The sequence below is a fragment of the Microbacterium esteraromaticum genome (assembly GCF_016907315.1).
Lineage (GTDB): Bacteria > Actinomycetota > Actinomycetes > Actinomycetales > Microbacteriaceae > Microbacterium > Microbacterium esteraromaticum.
This window is the reverse complement of record NZ_JAFBBS010000001.1, coordinates 2,182,311-2,206,993: the sequence shown is the minus strand read 5'-3', so window position 1 is coordinate 2,206,993 and position 24,683 is coordinate 2,182,311. Positions and strand designations below refer to the sequence as shown.

The following is a 24,683-nucleotide window of genomic DNA, read 5'->3' as shown; positions in this document are numbered from 1 at the left end:
ACGGGCATGGCCGACCCCGCACACGTCCCCACATCGCGCCCGATGGATGCCTGGCTCGACGCCCTCAGCGAGCCCAACGGGTCTCCCGGCGGAGGCGCAGCCACGGGCGTGCTGCTCGGCGTCGCCGCCGCGCTGATGGGCATGGTCGCGGCGTACACACCCGACAGCCCGGCCGCGACGACGAGCGCCGAGCGACTGGCACGGCATCGCGCCGACGTGCTTCAGGCGATCGAAGCCGACGGCGTGCTGTCCGTGCAGTTCGGGTCGGCACTGGCGCTGGCACCAGAGCATCCGGAACGCGACCAGCGCGTGAGCGCCGCCGCCGTCGACGCCGCAGGATCCGTCGCGCGCCTCGGAGCGATCGGCATCCTGCTCGTCTCCGACGCCCGCGTTCTCGCCTCGAACGGCAACCCTCACATCGCGGTCGATCTGGCGGTCGCGATGGAGGCGCTCGCCGCGGGGCTGTCGGGTGCCGCGCTGAGCCTGCGGGCGAACCTGCAGATCGGCCGCACGCACGGCGCCGACGCGGCGACCCTGGCGAGCCTCGAGACCGACGTGAGACGACTCGACGAGGCCCGCCAGGAGGTAGCGCAGCTGATCCGGCGGATATCCGCCGATCTCGACTGACGGCACTCACCCGCCGTGCCACACTGACACCATGCCCCAGCAGCCGGATGATCCCCGCCAGATGCGACGACTGCCCGAAGCGCTCGACGAGTTCCAGCAGGCCGAAGGGCACCCGCAGTTCCGGGTCGACGTCGAGCGCATCCGGTTCTCTCCTTACTACTCGCGCCTGTCTGCGGTGACGCAGGTCATCTCGCAGGCCGGTGCGGGTCTCGCCGTGCACAACCGCCTCACGCATTCGATCAAGGTCGCGGCTGTCGCGCGGGCGATCGCCACCCACCTGCAGACGCGCGACGATGACGCGGGCCGTGTCGCGGTCGAGCTCGGCGGGGCGCATCCCGTCGTGGTGCAGGCGGCTGCCGCGGCGCACGATCTCGGGCATCCGCCGTTCGGCCACCTCGGCGAGCAGACGCTCGACCGACTCGCCCGCACCCGCTTCGGCCTCGCCGAAGGCTTCGAGGGCAACGCCCAGACGTACCGCATCCTCACCCGGCTCGATGAGCACGACCGGCCCGGCGTCGGACTCAACCTCACCGCCGCGGTGCGGGCGGCCGTGCTGAAGTACCCCTGGCGCAGAGGCGAGGGCGGGCCGCGGCGCGGCGGCGCGAGCAAGTTCAGCTTCTACGCGATCGACGAACCGGATACCCGCAGCGCGCTCTCCGCGTATCCGCGTATCGCCGACGGTCAGCAGACGGTCGAGTGCTCGATCATGGACATCTCCGACGACATCGCGTACTCGCTGCACGACCTCGATGACTTCTACCGCGCGGGGCTTCTGAACCCGGCGACCCTCTCGGCGGAGTTCCGGTCGTGGCGTCGCGACCTTGCGCAGCTGCGCGCCGCCGACGCCGTCGCCCTCGCCGCCGACACCCGCACCCCCGGCCACTCGCTCGAGCTGCTCTGGCGCCGCATGCAGAGCAAGGACAGCTGGATCGCCGACCCCGATGCCTTCAGCGAGGCCGTCGCGAAGGTGTCGTCGGAGGTGATCGACGGCCTCGTCGCCGAGCCGTTCGATGGCTCACTGGCCAGCGAGCGCGGCCTGGCGAGATTCACCACCGCCTGGATCGCCCGGCTGCAATCGTCGATCGAGGTGCACAGGCATCCCGACATCCGCGCCGGCCACGTCAGCCTCAACCGGCAGGCCTGGCACGAGGTGGCGGTGCTGAAGTTCCTGCACGAGCGGTTCATCCTCGAACGGCCCGATCTCGCCGTCTACCAGCGAGGCCAGGCCAGTGTGCTCGAGCGCCTCGTCGACGGCTTCACCGCATGGCTCGACGATCCGCGCGACGCACGACGGGCGCCACGCCGCCTCATCGACCTCGTCGAGCTCGCCACCGACGACCACCGCCGGCTGAGCACTCCGGCCGCCGTCGTCGACACTCTCGGCCGCGGCCGCGGCATCATCGACTACGTCGCGTCTCTCACAGACGCTCAGGCCATCTCGCTCGACGCCCTGCTCGCGGGCCGCACCGAGCGCCTCTGGGACGCCGGTCAGGGCCTCTGACCGGACCCGCTCACCCCGGCCCGACAGCGGCCCTCGATGCCGCAGAGAGTGGAAGAGTGGATACGCCATCCCCGTCACACCCCCAGGAGGCCACATGCGCGCCGTCGTCTACGACCAGTTCACCCAGGATCTCGACGCCCTCGAGGTGCGCGATCTGCCCGAGCCGAAACTCGCCCCGGCGTCGGTGCTGATCGAGGTGCGGGCCGCGGGAGTGAACCCCGTCGACTGGAAGGTGATGGCCGGCGGCCTCGACCCCATCATGCCCACGCAGTTCCCCGTCATCCCCGGCTGGGACGTCGCCGGCGTGGTCGTCGCGGTCGGCATGGACACCCCCGAGTTCGAGGTCGGCGACGAGGTCATGGCCTACGCCCGGAAGGACACCGTGAGCGCCGGCACGTTCGCCGAGCGCGTCGCCGTTCCTGTATCGGCGGTCGCACGCAAGCCCGCAACGCTCTCGTGGGAGCAGGCGGGCGCCCTCCCCCTCGCCGGCGGTACGGCACTCCGGGCGATCGACGCGCTCGGCGACCTGAGCGGCCGCACCGTGCTGATCCACGGCGGCTCGGGCGGAGTCGGCAGCTTCGCGGTGCAGATCGCCGCGCGCCGTGGCGCGAAGGTCATCGCCACAGCATCCGAGCGCAATCACGACTACATCCGCGCGCTGGGCGGCGAGCCGACGACCTACGGCGACGGGCTCGCCGAGCGCGTCCGTGAGATCGCCGGCGGACCGGTCGACGCCGTCGCCGACTTCGTCGGAGAGGTGCTCGACACGACCCTCGACGTGCTCGCCGAGGGCGGCATGCACGTCTCGATCGCCGATGGCTCGGTCACGAAGCACGACGGCCGGCACATCTGGGTGCGTCCCGACGGGTCGCAGACCGCTCGCCTCGCCGACCTCGCCGAGGCGGGAGAGCTGCAGATCGAGATCGCGAAGACATTCCCGCTCGACGGCGTCGCCGACGCCTTCCGCGTCAGCCAGGACGGTCACACGCGCGGCAAGCTCGTCATCGTCCCCTGAGACAGAGTTCGCGCCCGGGCCTCACTCGGGACCCGGGCGCGAACGTTCCTCCGGTCAGAAGACTTCTTCGTCTCCCGCCGCGCGTGTGGAACGACGGGTCTCGTAGCCCCCCACAGCGGGTTCGGTGCGAGTGACCACATCGGTGCGACGGCGACGAGCCATGAGCACGAGGCCGACGATGAACGCGACGACACCCGCGCCCATCAGGATGTAGCCGACCATGTCGAGGTCGGCCCAGCCGACGTCGATGTTGAGTGCGAACGTGAGGATCGCTCCGATGACGAACAGAACGACTCCGGTGCCGATGGTCATCTCTGGCTCCCTTCGGGTTGGCGGCGTGGCCGTACGGCCCGCCTGACCTCCAGGATCCCCATCCTGGCGCCGGCGGAGAATGGGGTTGACAAGTCACCCCCGGCCCAGGTCAGCGCTCGCCGCCGCGCACAGGCGGCCGCAGCACGAGCACTGTCACGATCGCGACGAGGATCGCCGCGGTGAGCGTGACGGGTACGGGCAGCACCGGGTCGAGCAGCACGAGCAGCACCCCCGCGGGCACCGCGGTGTTCACCACCCGGTCGGCGTTCGAACGGATCGCTACCAGCCACACGCCCATCAGGAACACGGCGATGGGCACGCTCGTCGTGAACGACACCGCGACAGCGGGCAGCGCCGTGTCTCCCGTGAGGTCGTCGATCCACACCTCGATGCCCGCCGAGAAGGCGCCGGCGGCCGCGAAGACGAAATAGTGCGCATATCCGTACGCGAACGACGATCGCTCGGAGATCGCGCGGTGGTGGGGCGGCCAGAAGTAGATCCACCACATCGCGGCGGCCGAGACCAGGGTCACCGCCGCGACCCAGATCAGCGGGCCGATCGCATCGACCTTCTCCCTCGCTCCGATGATCGCCGTCGCGGAGGCGAGCAGGCTCTCACCGAGCACGATGAGCGTGAACAGGCTGTATCTCTCGGTGATGTGATGCGGATGCCATGGCGTCGCCCCTCGCCGCTCCGCGACGACCGGCACCGCGAGCTCGGCGAGCATCAGCACGACGAACACGGGCAGCGTGGCCGCCGAGGGCAGCAGCAGGAACGCAACCCACAGCACCTGAACGACCGCGATTCCAATCGCGTAGGCGATGGCAGTGCGACGCAGCGACGGATCCTGTCGCGCTGCGCGCAGCCACTGCACGATCATCGCCAGCCGCATGACCACGTACGCGATGACGACGACAGTGAAGTCGCGGTGCTCATCGTCGAACACGGGGCCGATGCCCGCCGCCAGCACGAGCACACCGGCCATCTGCACGATGGTCGTGACGCGGTAGAACCAGTCGTCGACGTCGAACGACGACGCGAACCACGTGAAGTTCATCCACGCCCACCAGATGGCGAAGAACACCATCAGATACGAGACGATGCCCGAACCCGCATGCCCTGCCGAGACGGCGTGGTGCAGCTCGCTCGACGCCGTGCTCACCGAGATGACGAACACGAGGTCGAAGAACAGCTCGAGAGAGCTGGCGACCCGGTGCGGCTCACGTGGATCGCGGGGCACCATGCGTTCGAGCGCGAAACGCGCCCCCGTTGCGTTGACGTTCACCGGCTCAGGGTAGAGCACGACAGCACCGGCGTGCACGGCGGGACTCGGTCCGCGACCGCGCAGCCTGAGACGGCGCCCGTCCGATCAGTCTGCGGGGCCGTCAGCCGGCGCGACGCCGTCGACCGCATCCGCCATCGCGCGGAGGAACTCCATGACGTTCGCCTGTGCCTGGGCATCCATCCCCGTTGCCACGGCGTACATCAGCTCGTGCATGCGGCCGAGGGTATGGCGGACGTCATCGTCTGCGTGCTGGGTGGCGCGTACGACCGACGCCCCCTCCTCGGTGTCACGGTGAACATGACCCGAGCGCTCGAGTCGATCGAGGAGCACCGAGGTCGCGGCTGGCGAGATGCCGAGGTAAGTGGTGAGAGCAGCCGGCTGAGCACCGTGCTGCGGCTGGCGGAAGAGGAAGCGCAGGGCGAGCAGCTCGTTCTCGCCCATCGACATCTCGTCCTGGGTGCGTCGCCGCATCGCCCGCTCCGCGGCACGGTAGACGCGCAGGGCCTCGAGCACTTCGCGCGCCCGCTCCCCCTCGCTGCGCTCGTACCAGTACCCGTCCGCCTGAACCTTCGCCACACTCACTCCTTCAGCGGGGCCTCACAGGCCCGCATCAGTCATGATAGGAGAGGGGAAGGGGATTCGCGCGGCCGAAGGAGTCGCGGAATCGCAGTGACGGAGGACACAGGTGAATTTTCGAAGCAAGGCAACCCTGGAGAATTGGGTCAAGGACTTTCGTGGTGCCCGTGAGGCGGGCGATCTCGTCCGTGTGATCATCCAGGACGGCTCTGACGGCTCTGACACCGGGCTCGTGATCGTGCCCGTGAAGAACTCGTCGGTGAGCATCTTCATGCAGCCGATCCGCATCGGCGACGAGCGGTGGACCGTCACGCTCGAGCCCAACGACGAGAACACGGTGCTCGACAGCCACCAGCTGCACGCCCTCGCCAGCGAACTCGCCGTGGCCGCCGAGCTGTGCTCGTACCTCGAGGCCCGCAGCAAGGGTCATGACGAGCTGCCGAGCGATGAGGTGCTCGAAGAGGTCTGAGCCTCAGAGCTCGCCCGGACGCATCGCCTCGGCGTCGATCGCCCGCATGACACGCAGCGTCGCGGTGTCTGTGGGCGGCTCGCCGCCGGCATCCGCCCGCCGTCGCCGCGGCGCGTACACGACCAGGGCGTGGAACAGGAATCGGGCGAAGAAGGCGACCACCAGCGAGATCGCCGTCGCGATCACGCTGGAGATGTGCCAGGTCTCGACCATGAGGGCCATGAGGGGGATGCGCAGCGCCGCCTCAGCCGAATTGAACGATACGGATGCCGCGAAGCGCACCCACAGTCTCTGAGCATCCGCGCGGTCGTCGCGGAACACGAAGAGCTCCTGCAGCACGAAGTTGCCGATGATCGTGACGGCGGCCCCCACGATCGCGGCGAGCACGTAGTCCACCCCGAGGTGCGTCAGCGCCCACATGATGCCGATGTTGGCGATGGCGCCGACGCCGCCGATCAGCGCGAATCGGCCCATCCTGCCGAAGCGCAGGCGTGCCAGGTGGGCGAGGAAGGTGGCGCCCTGGCGCAGGCTCGCCTTCGAATCCCCGTGCCGGCGCGCGCCGAACTCCATGGGGACCTCGGCGATGCGCAGCTCGCGGCGTTCGCCCGCGCGCACGAGGATCTCGAGCAGGATCTTGAATCCCTGCGGGCGCAGCTCGTCGATGTCGATGCGCGTGCGGTCGACGAGGAAGAACCCCGTCATGGGATCGGTGCTGCGCCACAGCCGCCGCAGGAACATCGCCTTGGTGACCGCCGTCGCGGCTTTCGACACCCCGTACCGCGCGGCGGTGCCGAGTCCGGCCGAGTCGCCTCCGCCGATGTAGCGGGAGGCGGCGACGACATCGGCCCCACCCTCGCCGTAGCGGCCGAGCAGGGCCGGCAGCAGCTCGGGCGGATGCTGCAGATCACCGTCCATGACGATGCAGACGTCGTGTGACGCCTCTGCGAGGCCCAGCACGACGGCACCACCGAGACCGCCGGTGTTCCGATCGCGGTGGATCCCGCGGACGGGGATGCTCGCGGAGGCCCCGATGCGCGCGATCTCGTCGATCGTGCCGTCGCTGCTGTCATCGATGAAGAGGATCTCGGCGGCGACGCCGGCGAGCGCCGCCGAGGTGCGTGCGACGAGCTCGGCGACGTTGTCGCGCTCGTTGAAGGTGGGGATGATGACGGTCACCGGAGGGACGGCGGTCGCACTCACCTGTGCTCCTCCCCTGTGTCACCCGAATGCAGCGTGGTCGCGATGCAGCATCCATCGTTTCACGGGATCTCATGCGGGGGCTGCACCCGGCGCCTGTGCACCCGGCGCCCGTGCAGCCAGGCGGCCGTAGGGTGGAATCATGAGCACCCCTGCATCCGACACCATCACCATGTTCGGCGCCGAGTGGTGCGGCGACTGCCGCCGCACCAAGAAGCAGCTCGACGAGCTCGGCATCGAGTACACGTACGTCGACCTGGTCGCAGACCCCGCCGCAGCCGACGTCGCCAAGGAGATCTCGGGCCGCATGAACATCCCTGTGGTCGTCTACCCCGACGCGAGCCACCACGTCGAGCCGAGCAACGCCGACGTCGAGGCGAAGCTTCGCGAGCTCTCGCTGATCTGACCCGCTCGACCCGCTCCCTCTGCCACCGCCACAGGAGACGACGATGACTCAGCAGACGGCTGCCGACACCGACCTCGACGAGGCGCAGCGTGCCGCGCTCGATGCCGACATCGACGCGCTGCAGCAGGGTGCGCGCACGTGGTCGCACCTGACCGTCGGCCAGCGCGCGACGCTGCTGCGCGCGGTGCGCGCGAGCGTCGCCGCCACCGCGGCCGACTGGGCGGGAACGGCCGCCGGCTCGAAGGGGCTGGATGCGCGGCATCCTCTCCGCGGCGAGGAGTGGCTGAGCGGGCCGTACTCGGTTCTGGGCGCCCTCGACGCGTACATCGACACCCTCGCGAAGCTGGCTGAGGGGCGCAGTCCACTCGACGGTGTGACCATCGGCCGCGCCCCGGGCGGGCGCACCAGGGTCAGCGCGTTCCCGCTGACCGGACTCGACCGCTTCCTGCTGTCCGGCTTCTCAGGCGAGGTGTGGCTGCAACCAGGCATCACCCCTGATGCGGCGCGCGCCGATGCGGGTCTCGCGCAGCGAACGCGCGGCGGCGAGGGCGGCGTCGGGCTCGTGCTCGGCGCGGGGAACATCACCTCGATCCCGGTGCTCGACGTGCTGTACGAGCTGCTCGCGCACAATCGCGTGGCGCTGCTGAAGGTCAACCCGACGCAGGACGCCCTGGTGCCCGTCTACGAGCGGGCGCTGGCTCCGCTGATCGCTCCGGGGTTCCTGCGGATCGTGCGCGGCGGCCCGGCTGTCGGCGCATACCTCACCGCGCACCGCGACCTCGTGCACGTGCACATCACGGGGTCGGCCGCGACGTTCGACGCGATCGTCTGGGGTCCGTCGTCCGGGCCCAAGGCCGGCGCGACGACCCGCCGCCGACGCGAGAACCGTCCGCTGCTGAAGAAGCCCATCACGGCCGAGCTGGGCGGAGTGTCCCCGATCATCGTCGTGCCGGGCGACTGGAGCGCCGCCGACCTCGCCTTCCAGGCAGAGCACATCGCGACCATGCGTCTGCAGAACTGCGGCCACAACTGCATTGCCGGTCAGGTCGTGATCATGTCGTCGGAGTGGGCGCAGGCAGAGCAGTTCCGCGCCGCGCTGCGGCGCGCGTACGCGGCCGCCCCCGAGCGCCCCGTCTGGTATCCGGGCTCGCCGTCGCGCATGCAGCAGGCGGCGGAGGACTATCCGGATGCCCTGGTGCTGGCGGATCGTCTGCTGATCGAGATCGGCGAGGGCGAGGACGCAGCGGCTCTGCAGACCACCGAGTACTTCGCCCCCGTGCTCGGCGTCGTCGAGCTGCCCGGCACGGGACAGGAGTTCCTCGATGCCGCGGTCGCACACGCGAACGATGAGCTGCAGGGCACCCTGGGCGCGAACCTGATCATCGACCCGGCGACCGAGAAGTCACTCGGCACCGGATTCGAGCGCGCGATCGCCGACCTGCGTTACGGAACGGTCGCGATCAACTCCTGGACCGCCTTCGGGTTCATCACCCCCACCCTGACCTGGGGCGCATTCCCCGGCAACACGCTCGACGACGTGGGCAGCGGGATAGGCGTGGTGCACAACGCCCTGCTGCTCGACGGGGTCGAGCGCTCCGTGGTGCGCGGCCCGTTCCGTCCGTTCCCGCGGTCGCTGCCCGTGCTCAACGGCGGCGGTCGCCTGACGATCCTGCCGAAGCCGCCGTGGTTCGTCTCGTCACGGACCGCTGCCGGGGTGAGCGAGGGCCTCACGCGATTCCGGGCGCAAGGGGGCATGGTGACGCTCGTGCGCACCCTGCTCCGGGCGCTGCGCGCCTGACGGCCCCCACCCGCCCGCACCCCGCGCCACACCCGCACCCCGCGCCCCACACCCGCACGCCCCCGCGCACCCCGCGCCCCACACCCGCACCCCCCGCGCACGACGCCAAGGAGCGGGTAGGCGAGCGCAGGGGGCGGGGCGAGGCGGGGAGGGGGGAGGGTCAGAGGTCGTCGCCGGAGACGGCGAAGGTGTCGCAGACGCCGAGACCGTTCCTGTAGCCGTTCGCGAACCACGCCTGGCGCTGCTCGCTGGTGCCGTGCGTGAAGCTCTCCGGGTTCACCCGGCCCGCCTGCTGCTCCTGGATGTTGTCGTCGCCGACGGTGAACGCGGCGTTCAGGGCATCCGTGATCTGCTCCTCGGTCGGCTTCTTCAGGTACTCCACCCCGTTGTCGTCCTTCAGCTTCGTGACGTCGCCGAGCCAGGCGCCGGCATAGCAGTCGGCCTGCAGCTCGGTGCGCACGCCGTTGCTGTCGGGCCCGGTGCCGTTGTTCGGGTACTTCTCCATCGTGCCGGTGATGTTCTGGATGTGATGGCCCCACTCGTGGCCCACGATGTAGAGCTGAGCGAGCTCGCCTGCCGAGGCGCCGAACTGCTGCCGCATGAGCTGGAAGAAGTCGGGGTCGATGTACACGCCCTGCTCGGGAGGGCAGTAGAACGGGCCGACCGCGTTCGACGCCGTGCCGCACTGGGTCGAGGTCGAGCCGTCGACCACCGTCATCGTGGGGGCGGTGTAACCGTCGACGTGCTGACTCCAGTACTCGTCGAGCAGCACCTGCGCACCCGCCATGCGGCAGTCGTCGTTCGTGTTCGCGTCCTGCCCGGTGTCGCACTCGGCGAGGGTGTTCTCGCCGCTCGAGGCGGGCGGATTCTGGCCGCCGGGAGCCCCGCCGACGAGGCCCGTCAGATCGGGTCCGCCGAGCATGGCAACCACGAGGGCGACAAGACCGAGCACACCCACGCCGCCACCGGCGACCACGGCGCCTCGTCCACGTCGGCGGGTGGTGTTTCCCGAGATGTCGGCATCTGGATTGAACGTCATGCAGAAAAGGTACCCCGGTGCGGCATCCAACGACGAGGGCTTGACGGATGCGCGAACGCCGCGCAGGCCGGCACGACGAGGAATAGGCTCGGATCATGGTGACGACGATCACGATCACAGGTGCCGGCGGACAGATCGGCTACGCGCTGCTGTTCCGCATCGCGGCGGGCGACATGCTCGGCCCCGACGAGCATGTGCGGCTTCGGCTGCTCGAGATCCCGCAGGGTCTGCGCGCGGCCGAGGGCGCCGCGCTCGAGCTGCAGGACGGCGCGTTCCCGCTGCTCGACGGCGTCGAGGTGACGGATGACGCGACGGTCGGCTTCGACGGTGCGAACCATGCCCTCCTGGTCGGTGCCCGCCCGCGCGGACCGGGCATGGAGCGGGGCGACCTGATCGCCGCGAACGGGGGCATCTTCGGCCCGCAGGGCCGCGCGATCGCCGCATCGGCGGCATCCGACATCCGCGTCACCGTCGTCGGCAACCCGGCCAACACGAACGCGCTGATCGCAGCATCGGCCGCCGCCGGAGTGCCCGCCGAGCGATTCAGCGCGCTCACGCGGCTCGACGAGAACCGCGCGCGGGCTCAGCTGGCCCAGACCCTCGGCGCGCCGGTGGCGAGTGTGCGACGTGTGCCGATCTGGGGCAACCACTCGGCCACCCAGTTCCCCGACATCACCCACGCGACGGTCGACGGCGAACCGGTCGCCGAGCGTCTCGCGTCCGCCGTGGGAGATGTCCGCACCTGGCAGGAGCAGACCTTCATCCCCCGGGTCGCGAAGCGGGGTGCCGAGATCATCGAGGTGCGCGGCTCGTCGTCGGTGGCGTCCGCGGCGAGCGCGGCGATCGACCACGTGCGTGACTGGGTGCACGGCAGCGACGACTGGACGAGCGCAGGTGTCGTCTCGCACGGCGAGTACGGCGTGCCGGAGGGGCTGATCTCGTCGTTCCCGGTGCAGGCGGTCGGCGGCGAGTGGCAGGTCGTCGAGGGCCTGGAACGGGATGCCTGGGCTCGGGCCCGCGTCGATGCGTCAGTGGCGGAGCTGGTCTCTGAGCGCGACACGGTGCGATCCCTCGGTCTGCTCTGACCAGCCTTCGCGCTCGGGCAGAATGGGTGAAGGAGGTACGACGATGAGCGACGCGATGAACCCGACGGATGCCGGGATGGAAGCGGCCCTCACGAGCCCCCTGCACCTGCCGCACGCTGCGGCGACCTGCGAGAAGTGCCTGGCGAACACGGATCACGGCTGGTGGTCGGCCCGCCCCGAAGGCACCAGGCTGGTGGGGCTGGTGGTGGCCCGCGAGGGGATGCCGTCGGTGACCCAGCAGCGTGAGGATCTCACCAGGTTCGGCGTGCCGATCGAGGGCTTCCGCCACCCTGCGCCCGAGATCCTCGAGAGCTGGGGCGATCGGCTGGCGCGCCTCATCGAGACGCTGCGCAGCGGAGACGTGCTCGTCGTCGCGAACGCGCATGCGCTGGGCCGCGACCGCGACGAGGAGTCGCGTACGATCGCTGAGCTTCGTCGCCGCGGGATCATGGTGAAGGTCCTCGGGCACCACGCCCGCCACCTGACCGACGCGACGGTCTGACCGCGCTAGGGGGTCTGACCGACGCGCGACGGCGCGACCCGGCTCAGTCCTCTTCTGCTGCCGCCTCGCGCAGCGACTCGTCGTCGAGCAGCGGCAGATCGGCGCGCGTGACGATCTGCGAGGTCACCGCGTACTCGACCAGGCGCGCTCGGCGATTCGTGGCGACCTTGCCCGGCCCGCCGCGCAGCCCCTGCACTCCCATGCGGTCGAGCTTGTCGCAGACGTTGTCGAGCTTGCGGTTGAACTTCGTCATGCTCCACCCGAGCCGCCTCGCGGCGGCGGTCGACGAGGGCAGCTCGTTCATGCTGACGCCCTCGCGCCGCAGCATGGGCTCGGCGAGCGCGACGATCAACTGCTTCTGCATGGCCGTGAAGCGGGCGGGCATGACGGTCGTCTCGCCGCTCATGGATTCCTCGACCTGACGCGAGATCTCGTAGGGCGCCTCTTCGGTGTGCAGGCTGAGCTCGTAGGTGACGGGGCCGGCGGTGAACACGATGACGTTGCGCTCGAAGACCAGAGGCATGCGGGCGCCGGGCGACAGCCACGACTGCACAGCGCCGCCGGCGCTCGACACGGTCGCAGCGAGCCGCACCCCGACATTGGCGAGCCACCACAGGCCATCGCGGAACTGCACATCCAGGAACTGGCGGTGCAGATAGGGGTTGTCGTCGATCGCGAGGTCGCCCTCTCGTCCGATCACGAATGCACGGTCTGGGGGAACGTCACGCCACTCACCGGCGAACTCCAGACGCAGCGGCGGTGTCGCCCGCTCTGCGGCGGGCTCGGTCTGAGCATCGGCTTTCACATCGGTCACAGGAAGTCCCCCTCTGGGCAATATCTTGTCACGCGATGGCGCGTCTTCGAGGCTCAGTCGGCGTCGCCCTCCCCGTAGGGTGCGACGGGCAGGTCGTCCGGCGACGGCTGCGGCTGCACGGGCGTGCCGTCGGCATCGCGGTAGACGGGGCTTCCGTCTTCAGGGAAGTAGAAGCGCGGCTGCCAGTCGGGCCCCTCGAAAGCGGGGAACCGCTGCCATGCGCTGTCGTAGACGAGACCGTCGAAGACCATGTCGGACAGGTCGCCGGCATCCCCCGGGAAGCATCCGGGGTTCGCGGTCGCACGGATCACGCCTCGCCCCGGGCGGATGGTCACCACGCCGCGGCCGAGCGGGTCGCCGGAGCCGATCACGTTGATCTCGGCGCTGTCGCCCTCGCCGTACTCGGCGACGCTCACGTCGACGCCCGAGGCGGTGAACGCCGAGCTGGCGGCCTGCACCACGGCATCCACGTCGATGTCGTCCGCCCTGTGCTCCCGCACCCACGAGAACGTGTAGCCGCGCTGGCCGTCGTCGAGCTTGCAGGAGATCGGCGCGGCACCCCAGGTGTCGACGCTCCAGTCTCCTTCGTGCACCGCCATGATCACGTCGTGCATCACGGTCGAGTAGGCGATGTAGCGCTTCTCGCCGTCTCGATACAGCGAGTCGCCAGTGAGGCCTGGGTCCGCGGGGCTGCAACCAGTCATCATCGCCACCATCCCGACGGCCATCGCCGTCTTCAGTCCTCGTCGAGTCTCGCGTCGCATCGCATCCATCCTGCCCTCAGAAGTCGATCAGCTCGAACTCATCGCTGATCCACCAGTTCGTGGCGTCCCAGAACCCCTTCGTGCTGCCCTCGCCCTGACGCTCGGTACCGGGCTCACCCGTGCGGATGATCTCGGCGACGTTGTAGAACGACTCGGATCCGGGTTCGAGGTACGCGCCAGGGCCGAGGGCGCCGTGGCCGGTCGCCGCCGGCAGCTCCTCACCGGTGTGCGAGACTCCGCCGTCACTGTCGAAGACGGTGACGCCGGGCAGGTGCTCGGGCGGCACCGGATGCCCGGGGGCGGTGGCACGCCCGATCCGGGCGGTCGCGTCGTCTTCCGAGATGGTCGCGTACACCTGCGTCGCGCGGCTCTCGGAGAGGTTGTGCATCACGGTCTCGTCGTCGGGGAAACCCGCCGAGCCCACGGCGATGAAGGCGGTGACGCCGTGCCCGTCCGGCTGCGATCCGATCGCCAGTGCGGCTGTCGTGCTGCCGTAGGAATGCGCGATGACGTTGATGTCGGCGTCGGGTGAGAGGGCGCGCACGCCGTCGAGATAAGAGCCGAACGCGGCCGCGCCGTCGACGGCCCGCCCCATCTGCGGCTCTTCGAGGAGGTCGGGCGAGTCGTATCCGAACCAGACCACCGTGGCTGACCCCGGTCCGACCGAGGCGTTGAGCTCGCGCGCCGACTCGCCCCAGCCTGCGAGGTCGTGCACGGTGCTGTTCATCCCGGGCACGAGCGAGTTGATCTCGGATGCCGTGGCCAGATCGCCGTGGGCGATTGCGGCGGTGACCTGCTCGGAGCCGTCGGGATCGAAGCTGATCAGACTCGGCCTTGGCAGGCCCTCGGCGTTGAGCGCACGCATGATGGCCTCGAGGTCGTCTCGTCGGTCGGGCGGCAGGTCACCGGCGAGAAGAGCCTCGAGATGCGAACGGTTGGCATCGCCGCGCACGTCGTACGGGATGCCGTCGAGATTGCCGATCACCTCGGGGTGCGCCTCGATCAGCTCGTCATGAAGCTCGGGGTGAGCGCGCCAGACCTGCAGCACCTCCGCCGGGTCGCCGCTGGCCAGCAGGCTCTCGAGGAAGCTGCGCTCCTGCGGTGTCAGCGTCGAGTTCGCACCGGCGGCGAGGGCGGCCAGCGCCGCACCGTACGCGGCATCCCACCCGGAGTGGTGCCGTTCGTACTCGGCCCACAGTGCGTCGAGCGTCTGCGCCGCGGTGTCGCGCGCCTCGATCGCTTCGGTGGCGAGAGCGTGCGTCGCCTCGATCGCGAGGGCGCTCGTGCCGTAGGCCGCGGCGAGGGCGGCCCGGCCTGCGTCGTCGGCCGCGGCGTCGGCCTGGGCCCAGTTCGCGTGCGCCAGCTCGATCTCCTCGATCATGGCGTTCGCGGGAGCCGCGTAGCGGTCGTACGCATCGGCGTAGGTCGCGATCACTCGCGAGAGATGCTCGGCCTCGGCCATGTCGGGGGCGAGGGCCGCCAGCAGGTCGGCGGCATCGGCGCGCACCGAGGTGACGGCCTGACCGACGCCCGGGAGGCCGGTCGCGCTGGTGGCCGCGTCACGCAGGTCGTCGAGGCCGTCGTGCACGCGGGTGAGCTGGCCAGACCACCACGACATCGTGCCGGTGTCGCCCTCGATCCGCTCGAGCAGGTATCCGCGATTCGGCGAGACGAGCGTCATGACCGCTCTCCCGTCAACTCGACATCGAGCTCGGTGTACCGGTCGGCGATGCGGCGGGCGGATGCCGAGACCTGAGACCCGCTGTCGACGCGGGCGCGCACAGCATCGCCGAGACCGGTGAGGTGGCGGTGCAGGGCCAGGCGCAGGGCGGGCCGCGAGGCAGGGTTGCCGATGCCGGTGTCTTCGGCGCCGAGGTCGGCCGACTCGAGCAGGACTCCCGTGATCGCGGTGTCGACGGTGCTCGAGGCGAGCTGCAGCTCGGCGTAGAAGATCTCGACGTCGCTCACGATGAGCATCCCTCCGGCGCCGGACGATCCGGCTCACCGCCAGGTTAGGGATGCCCTGGGGCGAGGTCGATGGGCATCACTACCCATGCGGCGTGCGCCTGCCCCACCGCTCGGGCAGCAGAGAGGGCCATGGCAGATCCTGGGATCTGCCACGGCCCTCTCGTGCAGCTGCCGGTCAGCCGCCGGCGAGCTCGGAGTCCTTGTCGCGGATCGAGTCCGCCATGCGGTCCAGCGCCTGCGCCATGTCGTTCACAGCCTCCGCAGCGTCATCCAGCGACGTGGTCAGCTCGGAGTACGCCGTCGAATACGCCTCAGACGCATTCTCGGTCTTGAAACCGTCCTGCACCAGGTCGTCGATGACGCCCTGCAGCTCCTTCAGCGTGTCGGTCACGGCGCTGCGACCATCACGCAGACGCGATGCCGCGCTCTCCATCTCGGAGTACGTCGCCCCAAAGTCATGTCCGGCCATAACAACCCTCCAGCTCTCATCTACGACAGCCCCACCGGACCGCCCACACACGACGTTACCGAAACTCCCGCGGGACGCGAATGGGGAGAACTCCCCATCACTTCTTCTTCACGGCCCACTGGGTGACGCCGGAGGTGAGGGATGCCACGCCTCCGCTGCGGATGGACACGCCCTCGACGCGCGGGTCGACGATCGTCAGCCGGGGATTGACGGCGATCGGCAGAGCAACGGCCGATTGCACGATCGTCGCCTCGATCTGCGCGAGCACCTCACGGGCCTCGTACACGTCGGTGGTCTGCGACAGCTTCTCGATGAGGGTGTCGCGGTTGCCGTCCGGAGCGGGCACGAGAGATGTCGAGCCGCTGCTGCCCCACTGATCCGCGATCTGCGCGGGTGTCTCGGGGATCGAGGTGCGCGCGATCACGGCATCCCACCCGCCGCCCTCCACGGCTTTCGCGTAGTCGTCGCTGCCGCAGTCGCGCACGGCCCAGCCGGCCTCGGCCGTGACCTCGCGCAGCGCCGCGAAGGCGCCGCGGGCGAACTCGCTGCGCCGGTCGTACAGCACGCAGACGCCGACGCGGTCGGGAAGACCGGCGTTCTGACGCTCGAGGGCCGCGTCGTCGGCGGGTTCACCGAGCTTCTGCGTGAACCCCGAGTCCTCGGCGACGATGTCGTACGCGCGCGAACCAGGAGCGGTGATCATCGACGTCGTGCCGGCGAAGTCGGATGCCCATTCTCCGCCGCCCCGCTGAGCAAGGGTCGACGCCGGCACCGCCCTGAGGAACGCGATGCGGGCCTGGGCCCGCGAGAACACGCCGTAGGGCTGCAGCTGAAGCGACCACATGGTGCCGTCGTGGGCTGACTGCACGGTGAAGTCCTTGCGCTGCAGCATCCGGATCGGGTCGCGATTGCCGCTGTTCGGCGAGACCTGCGCGACGTCCACCGTGTCACCGATGCGCTCGAGCACATCGTCGCCACGGGGCACCAGCGCGATCTTCGCGACCTTCGCGCCCACGATGCCGCGGTAGTCCGGGTTCGGCGTGAAAGAGACGCTCGTCGCGGACTCGTCGATCTTCTCCACGAGGTACGGTCCGCTCGACACGAGCATCTCAGGCGCGGGTGGCTCGCCCGGCTTCACCGACGCGCCGTCCCGCCATTCGGCGGCGAGCTTCGCCAGCGTCTCGTCATCCCCCGAGCGGATCGCGGTGATGACCGCCTGCTTCGCCTCCATCGGATCGTCGAGACCGAGAGCCCTCTGCGCGACGACATGAGCCGGAACGGGCGCCGAGACGGCTCGCTGCCAGTCGATGTCGGGCCGGGTGAAGGTCACCTCGATCGCCCGCGCGAACTCGTCGATCTTCGGCGGCTTCGCATCGAGGAAGCTCTCTGGCGACGCCGCTCCGCTCTCATCGTCGGCAAGCAGGCCGGCGCGCCAGGCCCACCCGAGCAGAAGGTCGGCCGCGTCGAGCGGGATGCCGTCTGACCAGACCGGCTCGGCGAGGTCGTACCTCGCGGTGAAAGGCTTCTTCGAGACGATCTTCACCGTGCCGAAGCCCTCGTCGGGCACGAACTCTCCGTCGACGAGATCGCCGAAGTCGGCGCGGACGAGCTCGGCGACGTCGCGGTTCGCGGCGGTCGGCACGGCGGCCGCGTTCAGCGAGGTGAGCTCACCGCTCCACGCGACCGTGACCTCGGTGCCGGGCACGACGGTCTCGGGCAGCGCCGGCGCACACGCCGCCAGGCCCAAGGCGAGCGCGACCACCGTGGCAGCCGCGAGGTGACGCGTGCCCCTCACAGACGGATCACGCGAGGTCGGCGTCGTCGTCTTCCGCCGCCATCGCGCGGAACGGCTCGCTCTCTTCGCTCTCGAGCCATGCCTTGGCGTACTCGAGCAGCGTCGCCGGCGACTCCTCGGCCTCTTCGTAGGTCGCGAACGGCCCGATCGTGTCTTCAGACGGCCGTTCATCGGCGCGCAGCACGCTCTGGGTCGACAGGTTGTACCAATAGGTCTGCGATTCGCGCATCAGTTCCCCGCTCCGGTCAGCTGGCTCGATTTCAACGGTAGGAGTGAAGGCCCGGCGATGCTCACTCGAACGACGGGCGCAGCTGCTCGCCCATCGAGCCGATGTTGGCCGGTGTGACCTGCCAGCGCGTCGCGTCAGTGTCCTCGAACGTCACCTCGTACTGCCCGCTGGTGCGGTCGAACTGCACGAGGATCGCGGCCGGGAGCGGATCACCGGGCTTGTAGTAGCTCTCGAGGTAGGCGTTCACCGCCGTCTTGGCGTAGTAGGGGTGCGAGGCCACGGCGGCGACCGATCCGTCGTCGGAGTATGCGTAGCCGTGCGTTCCGCTGAACTTGCCCCCGGCGAAGTCGAGGACCATCGACAGCGCCTGCCATTCCTTGTCGGCGCCGGAGAGGTTCTCTACCAGCGCACGGATGAGGCCGGTGGTGACGTCGTCGGTCATTGCACTCCTTGAGCTGCTCAGCGGTCCGGCATGTCGGCACGGGAGACCCTGTCGAAGGCCTCACCGGCGACGTTGTCGAACATCGGGAAGTTTCGGTACGCGGCGTTCCCCGTGGCGGGATCGGTGACCGTGTAGTTGACCACAAAGCTATCAGGGCGCACCGCGCCGGGAGGCATGACCTCGACCGTGTAGTCGACCTGATAGCCCTTGCCGACCCAGTCGGCCCACTCGTTCTCCATCTTCTTCCACGCACCGCGGTTCAGATTCGCGGCCTGAGGCGCGATGCCCTCATCGGGGGTGTCGCCGTAGAAGCGATGACCGCCGAGGTGACCACCGTCGTCGGTCGATTCGCCGAGGTTGCCGACGTCCGTCGCATTGTCACCGCGCGTGCTGCTTCCGAAGTCCTCGGTGATCGTGCCGCGCTCAGTGATGGGCCGACCTGTCTCGGGATCGAAGTGCGTGGCCTTCGTGTTGCCCCCACGCGTGGTGATGACGCCGTCGTCGAACCGGTCGACGTCGTTGACGCCGTTCTTGTTGCGCACCTGACGCTGGCCGTGACCGCGGAACATGTCGGCGAGCTGGCGCACGTGGATGGGCAAGCCGTCCAGCGAGTGCATGATCGGACGACCCAGCGAGTCCATGATCTTCGCCATCGTCAGTCTCCCGTCAGGTTCAGGCCGGCGAGATCGGCCATCAGCCGCTCGGTCATGCTCTCGACGTCACCGGCGTACGTCTCCATGTCGCCCTGGGCCTGCTCGAGCGCCTGCAGGTCTGCGTAGAACTCGTCGGTGTCGCCGACCGTGGCCTCGACGATCGGCGCGTCCAGCGCCGCCATGATCACGCCGGGCAGCTCTTCGGTGAGCGGCGCGATGACCGTCGGCAGGATCTGCTCGAGCGCCTGCTCGATCGCGATGTCGACAGCCGCGTTCAGAAGCTTCTTCTTGAGCAGCAGCATCGGGCCCGCGCCGAGCGCGGTGATGGGGTTGGTCAGCATGCCGACCAGCGTGATCATCGTCGTCGTCACGTCGGCGATGACCTTGATCTTCAGGCCGAAGACGACGTCGGCGGCGATCTCCATGCCCGTGGGCACCGGACCGAGCAGCCCCAGCAGCTTGTCGAGGTTCTGCGAGCGGTTGGTGTTCCAGGCGGCCACGTAGGCCGGCCCTGCCTGGCCTCGCATCGCGGCGGCCATGTCGCCGTTCACCTTGCGATCCATAGCGGTCAGCGCCTGCTCCAGATCGCCGCTGAAGGTGCGCACGATCTCCGCTCCGCGCCGAAGCTCGTCCTCATCGATGTCGGGCCATTCGAAGCCGAGCTTCTCCATCACCCAGATGAGCTCATCCGGCAGCATCATGCCCATCGCGCACCCTCCTCCGTTCGATTCAGATCAGTCGACCCGGGTCGCGCCATCATCCCCCCGGGCGATGGCGCGACCCCGTCATGCAGTTCAGCCGCCGGCGAGCTCGGAGTCCTTGTCGCGGATCGAGTCCGCCATGCGGTCCAGCGCCTGCGCCATGTCGTTCACAGCCTCCGCAGCGTCATCCAGCGACGTGGTCAGCTCGGAGTACGCCGTCGAATACGCCTCAGACGCATTCTCGGTCTTGAAACCGTCCTGCACCAGGTCGTCGATGACGCCCTGCAGCTCCTTCAGCGTGTCGGTCACGGCGCTGCGACCATCACGCAGACGCGATGCCGCGCTCTCCATCTCGGAGTACGTCGCCCCAAAGTCATGTCCGGCCATAACAACCCTCCAGCTCTCATCTACGACAGCCCCACCGGACCGCCCACACACGACGCTACCCACACGGGCCCGATACGCGAATGGGGAGAACTCCCCATCCGCGCATCAGACGGGTCAGGACTGCTCGGGCACGTACGGCATCTGCATCGTGATCGCGCGTCCGGCCTGCACCATGATTCCGCGGCCGACGGGGAAGTCCGAGCGCTTCATCCGGCTGAACGGCACCTTGAACAGCGATTCGCCGTCGTAGGTCTCGGGCTTGAGCACGATGCCCTGGCGTCCCGACTTCCACTCGCCCAGCACGCCGATGCTGCCGCTGGCGCGCGTGATCTCGGCCTCGCCGATGAGCATGTGGTCGCTGTTGTTCATCGCCTGCAGCAGAGCGCGCATCGGCCGATCCGCGGCACCGTCGGCGAGATGCGGGATGTCTTCGATCACGATGAGGATGCGCTGCTTCTGCGCGTCGCTGACGACCAGCTCTGCGAGCTCGGTCGCGAGCTCCTTCTCGTCCTCCGCCTTCGTGGCCGACCGTACCCAGGGACGGAAGTCCTTGAGCTCGGCCCGGCGGCTGCCGAAGTGATACATCTGCACGTTCGGATCGAACCGCTCGACCGCGGTGATGAGCGACCTGAGCGCGTTGGTCTTTCCCGACTGGGGCGGGCCCGAGATGACGAACGACCCGATCGGCTCGAACCCGTGCGGAGCGAGCGAATCGTCGGCGACGCCGAACACGGGCATCCCGTCGACCGTCGCGGGCATATCGGCGACCGGCACCATCGTCGGCAGAGCGCCGATCTCGGGAAGGTCGCGCACCCCCTTCTCGCGCAGCCTGTCTCCGAGGGCGCGCAGCGCCTTCGTCTGCTCGACCACGTTGGCGGTGCCGCCGAGCACCGCGATCTGCGCCTCGTGCCCGTCGATGATGCCGCGGCCAGGCGCCGACTGCTCGTCGAGGATGTCGCGGGGCACGTTCAGCAGCATGTACTGGCTGGGATCGCCCATGCGCAGAAGAACCTTGCGGGGGATGTTCGAGGCGACGGCACTGGGCACCGCGTTGCCGCGGTCGGCGGTGAGCACCGTGTGCACGCCGAGCGTTCGACCCTCGCCGAGGATGCGCATGAAGATGCGATAGAACGGACCGCGACCCGGCGCCATCTCCCAGTCCTTCTTGAACTCGGGATAGTTGTCGATGAGCAGCAGGATGCGCGGCATGTTCGGGTCGGCCAGCTCGCGGTACTCCTGCACCGAGGCGGCGCTGGCCGCCGAGAATGCGGCCGCACGGCGGTCCATCTCGCGGTCGAGGGTGCGCAGCAGACGCTGGATGCGCTCGGCGTCAGCGCTGTCGACGACCGAGCCGACGTGCGGCAGGGCGTTCAGCGCGCTGAGTGCGCCCGAGGCGAAGTCCAGGCAGTACACCTGCACACGACCGCGCTCGGGCCGCATGCCTGCCGCCGTCGCGATGGTCTTCAGCAGCGTCGACTTTCCCGACCCGGAGGTGCCGTAGATGACCAGCGATCCGTCGCGGTCGGGCACGAACACCGCCGCTTCCTGCAGCTGCTTCTCCGGCACGTCGAGCAGCGCCATCGGAATGCGCATGTCACCGTCGTTCGGCAGGTGCTTGAGGTCGACCAGCGGCGCGAGGTCGTCGAGCCACGGGCGCCGCGGGCGGTGCAGGCGAGCGGCGTCGGCGGCGCGGATCAGCGTCGACACGATGCGCTTCTGATCGTTCGGGCCGAGGTCCTCTTCGTGCGAGTCGGACTCGGGCGGACGGTCGGGCTCCCACTCGGCGGTGGCGCCGAAGCGCAGCTCGGACACCCGCACCTCGGCGACCCCCGACTCGTCGTCGGTGGTCCAGCCGCCCGCATACGCCGACTGGAAGGGCACGAGGCGACCGGGGCCGGTCTTCGCGATCGCGCGACCGGGGATCGACGGCGGGAACGACGCGGCGATCGCGTCGTCGACGACGTCACGCGAGTCGGCCTCGTCGGCCATCCGGAGCGCGATGCGCAGGTTCGTGTTGGCTCGCAGGTTGTCTTTGATGACGCCGGCGGGGCGCTGCGTGGCCATGATCAGGTGGATGCCGAGCGAGCGACCGCGCTGGGCGATGTCGACCACCCCGTCGACGAACTCGGGCATCTCGGATGCCAGAGCCGCGAACTCGTCGATCACGAGCACGAGCGCGGGCGGGCACTCGGGGTCCTGTCGCTTCTCGAGCTCGAGCAGATCCTTCGCCTTCTTGCGGTTGAGCAGGTGCTCGCGGTGGTGCAGCTCGGCGCGGAGACTCGTGAGCGCACGGCGCACCAGGTGCGGGCTGAGGTCGGTGACGAGTCCCACGCAGTGCGGCAGCTCGACGCAGTCGGCGAACGCTGATCCGCCCTTGTAGTCGACGAACAGGAAGGTCACCCGGTCGGGGCTGTGGGCTGCGGCCATGCCGAGCACCCACGCCTGCAGGAACTCCGACTTTCCGGCACCGGTCGTGCCGCCGACGAGGGCGTGCGGGCCCTGGGTGCGCAGATCGAGCGCCATCGCCGAGCTGGCTCCCTGGCCGATGATGGCGCGCAGCGTGCCGGACTTCTTCAGCCGGGGCCGGGGTGTGGGTGAGCGATCCACGATGGTGTTGTTCTGCCGCCAGCGCTCGATCACGACGTTCGGATCCTCGGCGATCGCCGGGTCGACGAGCTGCAGGAACATCACCGAGCCGGGGATGTCGGACGAGTCGTGCGTGACCGTGCTGGCGTCGACGACGGGCGCCAGGCGACGCGCGAGCATGTGCATGTAGGCGTTCGAGACGCCCTCCACCTGCACGTGCTCGAAGTTCTCGCCGTTGCGCACGAGGCCGACGTGCGCGTCGGTGAGCCCGGTCGTCACGTCGATGAAGCTGCGGCACACGGCCGGCAGGGATTCGACCGTCGGGGCGACGAACACCGCGTGCACGCCATGATCTGCGCCCCGCTCGAGCACGTCGGTGAGCCGGCCGCGATCGACCGGCGCATCGCTGGTGACGAAGACGATCACCGACAGCGCCGGCGTCTTCTGGTGGTCGGTGGCGGCACGCGCGACGTCGGTGCCGTACAGCAGCGGGTTCCAGTCCTCCTTGAACGGACCGCGCGGCTCTCCTGCGGCGTCGGCCGAGCGCTGCACGTAGTCCTCGAGCATGTTGAGCAGCGCGGCTCCGGTGGGCGCGGAGTCGGCCAGCGCCAGGTCGCGGAACGGGCTCTTCTCGCTCGAGGTGTGCGGCAGCCACTTGAGCCAGTCGAGCTCGGCCGTCCAGGTCGAGTCCGAGAAGGCGACGGCGACCACGTCGTTAGGCGCGTGCAGGCCGAACAGCTGCACCGCCACACCGCGCATCGCATCGGCTACGGGTGCCTGCGGACCCGCGATGCCGACCGATCCGGAGTCGGCCAGCATGTCGAACACCGGCACGTCGTCGACGTACTCGTAGCGCTCGCGCAGCCTGTCGATGCGGTCGATGAACTCCGGCAGCCCGTCGGGCGTCTCCGCATCGTCGATCGAGTTGCGGGCCGGCAGCCGGCAGCTGCCCAGGCGGAGGGCGAGGAAGTTCCAGTGCTCGGGCCGTCGGGTCCACAGCATGGGGCCCAGCCGCATCGCGTGGTCGAACACCTCGGCGACCGGCGGCGCCTCGGCGTTGCGCGCGGCCTCCTCCTCGGGCTTGCCGTGGAAGAAGTCCTCTTCGAGCTGCTCGAACTGGCGCTCGAACAGAGCGAACTCGTGGTTGGTGCTCTTCTTCGACTGCGCCGACTGGTTGACCACGTTCATCAGCGCCATGAGCGGCGTGAGCACGATCATCAGCAGCGAGCGGGGGTTGCCGTTCATCGCGTAGAGCGCGGCACCCATGAGGATGGGGGCGACCATGATCGCCCACGGGAACATCTTGCCGATCTTCTCGGTGGGCAGTCGCGGCATCTTGAACTTCGTGCCGGGGTAGCGCACCTCGATACGAGGGCTGCGGTTGAACAGCAGACCGCCGCCGCGCTCGATGACCGGCTCCTCGGACGAGCTGCCGTCGTAGCTGTGCGCGAGCCGCGCCTCGAGCGTCGTGCCGCCGATCACGAACGGCTGACCTTCTTCGATGCGCACGCGCTGCGCGGCGACCCCGTCGACGAGCACGCCGTTGGCGGAGTTCAGGTCGATGACCTCGATCTGCGTGCCGACCTCGAGACGGGCATGGCGCTTCGAGACCATGGCATCCGGAAGCACGACGTCGTTGCCTGCATCGCGGCCGATCGAGACCTGCCCCGCGGTGATCGGGAACTCCTGCCCTGCCAGCGTGCCGCCGGTCGCGCGCAGCACACCCACGACGGCGCGCTGGGCCGTCGTGATGTGGCCGGAGCCGTAGTTCAGGATCGACGCCGCGAAGCCGGAGCCGATCGCCGCTTCGCCGATCGGCACGTCGGGCTGCAGCGCGACGAGTCGCTCACCGGTCGGCGGCGCGACCGCGAGCGTGAGCACGTCGCCCTCGCCGACCGGCACCGACCGCGCGGGGTCGGCCTCGGCGATGTGCCTGGCGACGTCGCCCGCGGTCGCGGTGGAGTCGGTCGTGACGACGATGTCGACGGGATCGCCGGTCTGTCGGTGCAGGGTGAGCTTGAGCCTCATGCGTCGTCCTCAGTTTCGATGTGTCTCGCCGGTGG

25 protein-coding genes are annotated in these 24,683 nt (G+C 69.4%); 8 read left to right on the top strand and 17 right to left on the bottom strand.

The genetic code is table 11. The features are described 5' to 3' along the window. The first annotated feature begins 6 nt into the window (after positions 1-6). From JOE67_RS10550 to JOE67_RS10540, 3 genes are all read left to right on the top strand, one after another. A complete protein-coding gene (locus tag JOE67_RS10550; protein ID WP_204975528.1) occupies positions 7-627 on the top strand; it encodes a cyclodeaminase/cyclohydrolase family protein in 621 nt (206 codons plus the stop codon). Between the two features lie 31 nt (positions 628-658). After that, entirely contained in the window at positions 659-2,128 is a 1,470-nt protein-coding gene (locus JOE67_RS10545; RefSeq protein ID WP_239528087.1) for a deoxyguanosinetriphosphate triphosphohydrolase family protein, read from the top strand. 94 nt (positions 2,129-2,222) lie between these two features. After that, entirely contained in the window at positions 2,223-3,143 is a 921-nt protein-coding gene (locus JOE67_RS10540) for an NADP-dependent oxidoreductase (RefSeq protein WP_204975527.1), read from the top strand. Positions 3,144-3,197: 54 nt separating this feature from the next. Here JOE67_RS10540 and JOE67_RS10535 read toward each other — a convergent pair whose 3' ends face one another. From JOE67_RS10535 to JOE67_RS10525, 3 genes are all read right to left on the bottom strand, one after another. Next, complete coding sequence (locus tag JOE67_RS10535) at positions 3,198-3,455, bottom strand: DUF6458 family protein (protein WP_204975526.1); 258 nt, start codon at positions 3,453-3,455, stop codon at positions 3,198-3,200. Between the two features lie 109 nt (positions 3,456-3,564). Next, positions 3,565-4,698, bottom strand: a complete 1,134-nt coding sequence (locus JOE67_RS10530) for a low temperature requirement protein A (RefSeq protein ID WP_204976918.1) — start codon at positions 4,696-4,698, stop codon at positions 3,565-3,567. Positions 4,699-4,824: 126 nt separating this feature from the next. Then, on the bottom strand, positions 4,825-5,316 hold the full coding sequence (locus JOE67_RS10525) for a MarR family winged helix-turn-helix transcriptional regulator (protein WP_338041580.1): 492 nt from the start codon (positions 5,314-5,316) through the stop codon (positions 4,825-4,827). A gap of 109 nt (positions 5,317-5,425) precedes the next feature. Between JOE67_RS10525 and JOE67_RS10520 the strand changes: the two genes are divergently transcribed. Continuing rightward, on the top strand, positions 5,426-5,785 hold the full coding sequence (locus tag JOE67_RS10520) for a hypothetical protein (RefSeq protein WP_204975525.1): 360 nt from the start codon (positions 5,426-5,428) through the stop codon (positions 5,783-5,785). A 3-nt stretch (positions 5,786-5,788) separates the two neighbouring features. Here the strand turns inward: JOE67_RS10520 and JOE67_RS10515 are convergent, their stop codons facing one another. Then, entirely contained in the window at positions 5,789-6,985 is a 1,197-nt protein-coding gene (locus JOE67_RS10515) for a glycosyltransferase (RefSeq protein ID WP_204975524.1), read from the bottom strand. Between the two features lie 139 nt (positions 6,986-7,124). On the opposite strand from JOE67_RS10515, the gene JOE67_RS10510 reads away from it, so the two are divergent. Together JOE67_RS10510 and JOE67_RS10505 are read left to right on the top strand one after the other, a co-directional pair. Next, positions 7,125-7,388 (top strand): glutaredoxin domain-containing protein, encoded by a 264-nt coding sequence (locus JOE67_RS10510; RefSeq protein WP_204975523.1) that lies wholly within the window; start codon positions 7,125-7,127, stop codon positions 7,386-7,388. A gap of 43 nt (positions 7,389-7,431) precedes the next feature. Continuing rightward, the gene (locus tag JOE67_RS10505; protein ID WP_204975522.1) at positions 7,432-9,186 is read left to right on the top strand and encodes an aldehyde dehydrogenase family protein; all 1,755 of its coding nucleotides are present in this window, start codon (positions 7,432-7,434) and stop codon (positions 9,184-9,186) included. 160 nt (positions 9,187-9,346) lie between these two features. Here the strand turns inward: JOE67_RS10505 and ypfJ are convergent, their stop codons facing one another. Further along, the gene (ypfJ, locus tag JOE67_RS10500; RefSeq protein ID WP_204975521.1) at positions 9,347-10,225 is read right to left on the bottom strand and encodes a KPN_02809 family neutral zinc metallopeptidase; all 879 of its coding nucleotides are present in this window, start codon (positions 10,223-10,225) and stop codon (positions 9,347-9,349) included. Between the two features lie 95 nt (positions 10,226-10,320). Between ypfJ and JOE67_RS10495 the strand changes: the two genes are divergently transcribed. Beyond that, positions 10,321-11,310 (top strand): malate dehydrogenase, encoded by a 990-nt coding sequence (locus tag JOE67_RS10495; protein ID WP_204975520.1) that lies wholly within the window; start codon positions 10,321-10,323, stop codon positions 11,308-11,310. Positions 11,311-11,353: 43 nt separating this feature from the next. Next, a complete protein-coding gene (locus JOE67_RS10490) occupies positions 11,354-11,812 on the top strand; it encodes a recombinase family protein (RefSeq protein WP_204975519.1) in 459 nt (152 codons plus the stop codon). Between the two features lie 43 nt (positions 11,813-11,855). On the opposite strand, the gene JOE67_RS10485 is transcribed toward JOE67_RS10490, so the two are convergent. The 12 genes from JOE67_RS10485 to JOE67_RS10430 form a co-directional block, all read right to left on the bottom strand. Then, positions 11,856-12,626, bottom strand: coding sequence for an FHA domain-containing protein (locus tag JOE67_RS10485; RefSeq protein WP_338041579.1), 771 nt, complete (start codon positions 12,624-12,626; stop codon positions 11,856-11,858). Between the two features lie 53 nt (positions 12,627-12,679). After that, complete coding sequence (locus JOE67_RS10480) at positions 12,680-13,390, bottom strand: hypothetical protein (RefSeq protein WP_204975518.1); 711 nt, start codon at positions 13,388-13,390, stop codon at positions 12,680-12,682. A gap of 16 nt (positions 13,391-13,406) precedes the next feature. Beyond that, positions 13,407-15,071, bottom strand: a complete 1,665-nt coding sequence (locus tag JOE67_RS10475) for an alpha/beta hydrolase (RefSeq protein WP_204975517.1) — start codon at positions 15,069-15,071, stop codon at positions 13,407-13,409. Beyond that, entirely contained in the window at positions 15,068-15,358 is a 291-nt protein-coding gene (locus JOE67_RS10470; protein ID WP_204975516.1) for a hypothetical protein, read from the bottom strand. The genes JOE67_RS10475 and JOE67_RS10470 overlap by 4 nt, the downstream gene beginning before the upstream one ends. 175 nt (positions 15,359-15,533) lie before the next feature. Then, complete coding sequence (locus JOE67_RS10465; protein ID WP_239528083.1) at positions 15,534-15,827, bottom strand: WXG100 family type VII secretion target; 294 nt, start codon at positions 15,825-15,827, stop codon at positions 15,534-15,536. A gap of 97 nt (positions 15,828-15,924) precedes the next feature. Continuing rightward, a complete protein-coding gene (locus JOE67_RS10460) occupies positions 15,925-17,622 on the bottom strand; it encodes a periplasmic substrate-binding domain-containing protein (protein WP_204975515.1) in 1,698 nt (565 codons plus the stop codon). A gap of 7 nt (positions 17,623-17,629) precedes the next feature. Beyond that, positions 17,630-17,851 (bottom strand): hypothetical protein, encoded by a 222-nt coding sequence (locus tag JOE67_RS10455; RefSeq protein WP_204975514.1) that lies wholly within the window; start codon positions 17,849-17,851, stop codon positions 17,630-17,632. Positions 17,852-17,912: 61 nt separating this feature from the next. Then, entirely contained in the window at positions 17,913-18,293 is a 381-nt protein-coding gene (locus JOE67_RS10450; RefSeq protein WP_204975513.1) for a hypothetical protein, read from the bottom strand. 17 nt (positions 18,294-18,310) lie between these two features. Beyond that, on the bottom strand, positions 18,311-18,946 hold the full coding sequence (locus tag JOE67_RS10445) for a DNA/RNA non-specific endonuclease (RefSeq protein WP_204975512.1): 636 nt from the start codon (positions 18,944-18,946) through the stop codon (positions 18,311-18,313). Between the two features lie 2 nt (positions 18,947-18,948). After that, entirely contained in the window at positions 18,949-19,653 is a 705-nt protein-coding gene (locus tag JOE67_RS10440; RefSeq protein WP_239528085.1) for a WXG100-like domain-containing protein, read from the bottom strand. 87 nt (positions 19,654-19,740) lie between these two features. After that, positions 19,741-20,034, bottom strand: a complete 294-nt coding sequence (locus tag JOE67_RS10435) for a WXG100 family type VII secretion target (protein ID WP_239528083.1) — start codon at positions 20,032-20,034, stop codon at positions 19,741-19,743. 114 nt (positions 20,035-20,148) lie between these two features. Beyond that, on the bottom strand, positions 20,149-24,648 hold the full coding sequence (locus JOE67_RS10430; protein ID WP_204975511.1) for an FtsK/SpoIIIE domain-containing protein: 4,500 nt from the start codon (positions 24,646-24,648) through the stop codon (positions 20,149-20,151). Positions 24,649-24,683: the final 35 nt, after the last annotated feature.

What these genes read in the sequence shown, in the direction of transcription:
- JOE67_RS10510 (WP_204975523.1), top strand. Translation starts at nt 7,125, where the DNA reads ATGAGCACCCCTGCATCCGACACCATCACCATGTTCGGCGCCGAGTGG.
- JOE67_RS10545 (WP_239528087.1), top strand. Translation starts at nt 659, where the DNA reads ATGCCCCAGCAGCCGGATGATCCCCGCCAGATGCGACGACTGCCCGAA.
- JOE67_RS10475 (WP_204975517.1), bottom strand. Translation starts at nt 15,071, where the DNA reads ATGACGCTCGTCTCGCCGAATCGCGGATACCTGCTCGAGCGGATCGAG.
- JOE67_RS10430 (WP_204975511.1), bottom strand. Translation starts at nt 24,648, where the DNA reads ATGAGGCTCAAGCTCACCCTGCACCGACAGACCGGCGATCCCGTCGAC.
- JOE67_RS10490 (WP_204975519.1), top strand. Translation starts at nt 11,354, where the DNA reads ATGAGCGACGCGATGAACCCGACGGATGCCGGGATGGAAGCGGCCCTC.
- JOE67_RS10435 (WP_239528083.1), bottom strand. Translation starts at nt 20,034, where the DNA reads ATGGCCGGACATGACTTTGGGGCGACGTACTCCGAGATGGAGAGCGCG.
- JOE67_RS10465 (WP_239528083.1), bottom strand. Translation starts at nt 15,827, where the DNA reads ATGGCCGGACATGACTTTGGGGCGACGTACTCCGAGATGGAGAGCGCG.
- JOE67_RS10495 (WP_204975520.1), top strand. Translation starts at nt 10,321, where the DNA reads ATGGTGACGACGATCACGATCACAGGTGCCGGCGGACAGATCGGCTAC.
- ypfJ (WP_204975521.1), bottom strand. Translation starts at nt 10,225, where the DNA reads ATGACGTTCAATCCAGATGCCGACATCTCGGGAAACACCACCCGCCGA.
- JOE67_RS10480 (WP_204975518.1), bottom strand. Translation starts at nt 13,390, where the DNA reads ATGCGACGCGAGACTCGACGAGGACTGAAGACGGCGATGGCCGTCGGG.
- JOE67_RS10535 (WP_204975526.1), bottom strand. Translation starts at nt 3,455, where the DNA reads ATGACCATCGGCACCGGAGTCGTTCTGTTCGTCATCGGAGCGATCCTC.
- JOE67_RS10505 (WP_204975522.1), top strand. Translation starts at nt 7,432, where the DNA reads ATGACTCAGCAGACGGCTGCCGACACCGACCTCGACGAGGCGCAGCGT.
- JOE67_RS10550 (WP_204975528.1), top strand. Translation starts at nt 7, where the DNA reads ATGGCCGACCCCGCACACGTCCCCACATCGCGCCCGATGGATGCCTGG.
- JOE67_RS10540 (WP_204975527.1), top strand. Translation starts at nt 2,223, where the DNA reads ATGCGCGCCGTCGTCTACGACCAGTTCACCCAGGATCTCGACGCCCTC.
- JOE67_RS10455 (WP_204975514.1), bottom strand. Translation starts at nt 17,851, where the DNA reads ATGCGCGAATCGCAGACCTATTGGTACAACCTGTCGACCCAGAGCGTG.
- JOE67_RS10445 (WP_204975512.1), bottom strand. Translation starts at nt 18,946, where the DNA reads ATGGCGAAGATCATGGACTCGCTGGGTCGTCCGATCATGCACTCGCTG.
- JOE67_RS10530 (WP_204976918.1), bottom strand. Translation starts at nt 4,698, where the DNA reads ATGGTGCCCCGCGATCCACGTGAGCCGCACCGGGTCGCCAGCTCTCTC.
- JOE67_RS10440 (WP_239528085.1), bottom strand. Translation starts at nt 19,653, where the DNA reads ATGGGCATGATGCTGCCGGATGAGCTCATCTGGGTGATGGAGAAGCTC.
- JOE67_RS10450 (WP_204975513.1), bottom strand. Translation starts at nt 18,293, where the DNA reads ATGACCGACGACGTCACCACCGGCCTCATCCGTGCGCTGGTAGAGAAC.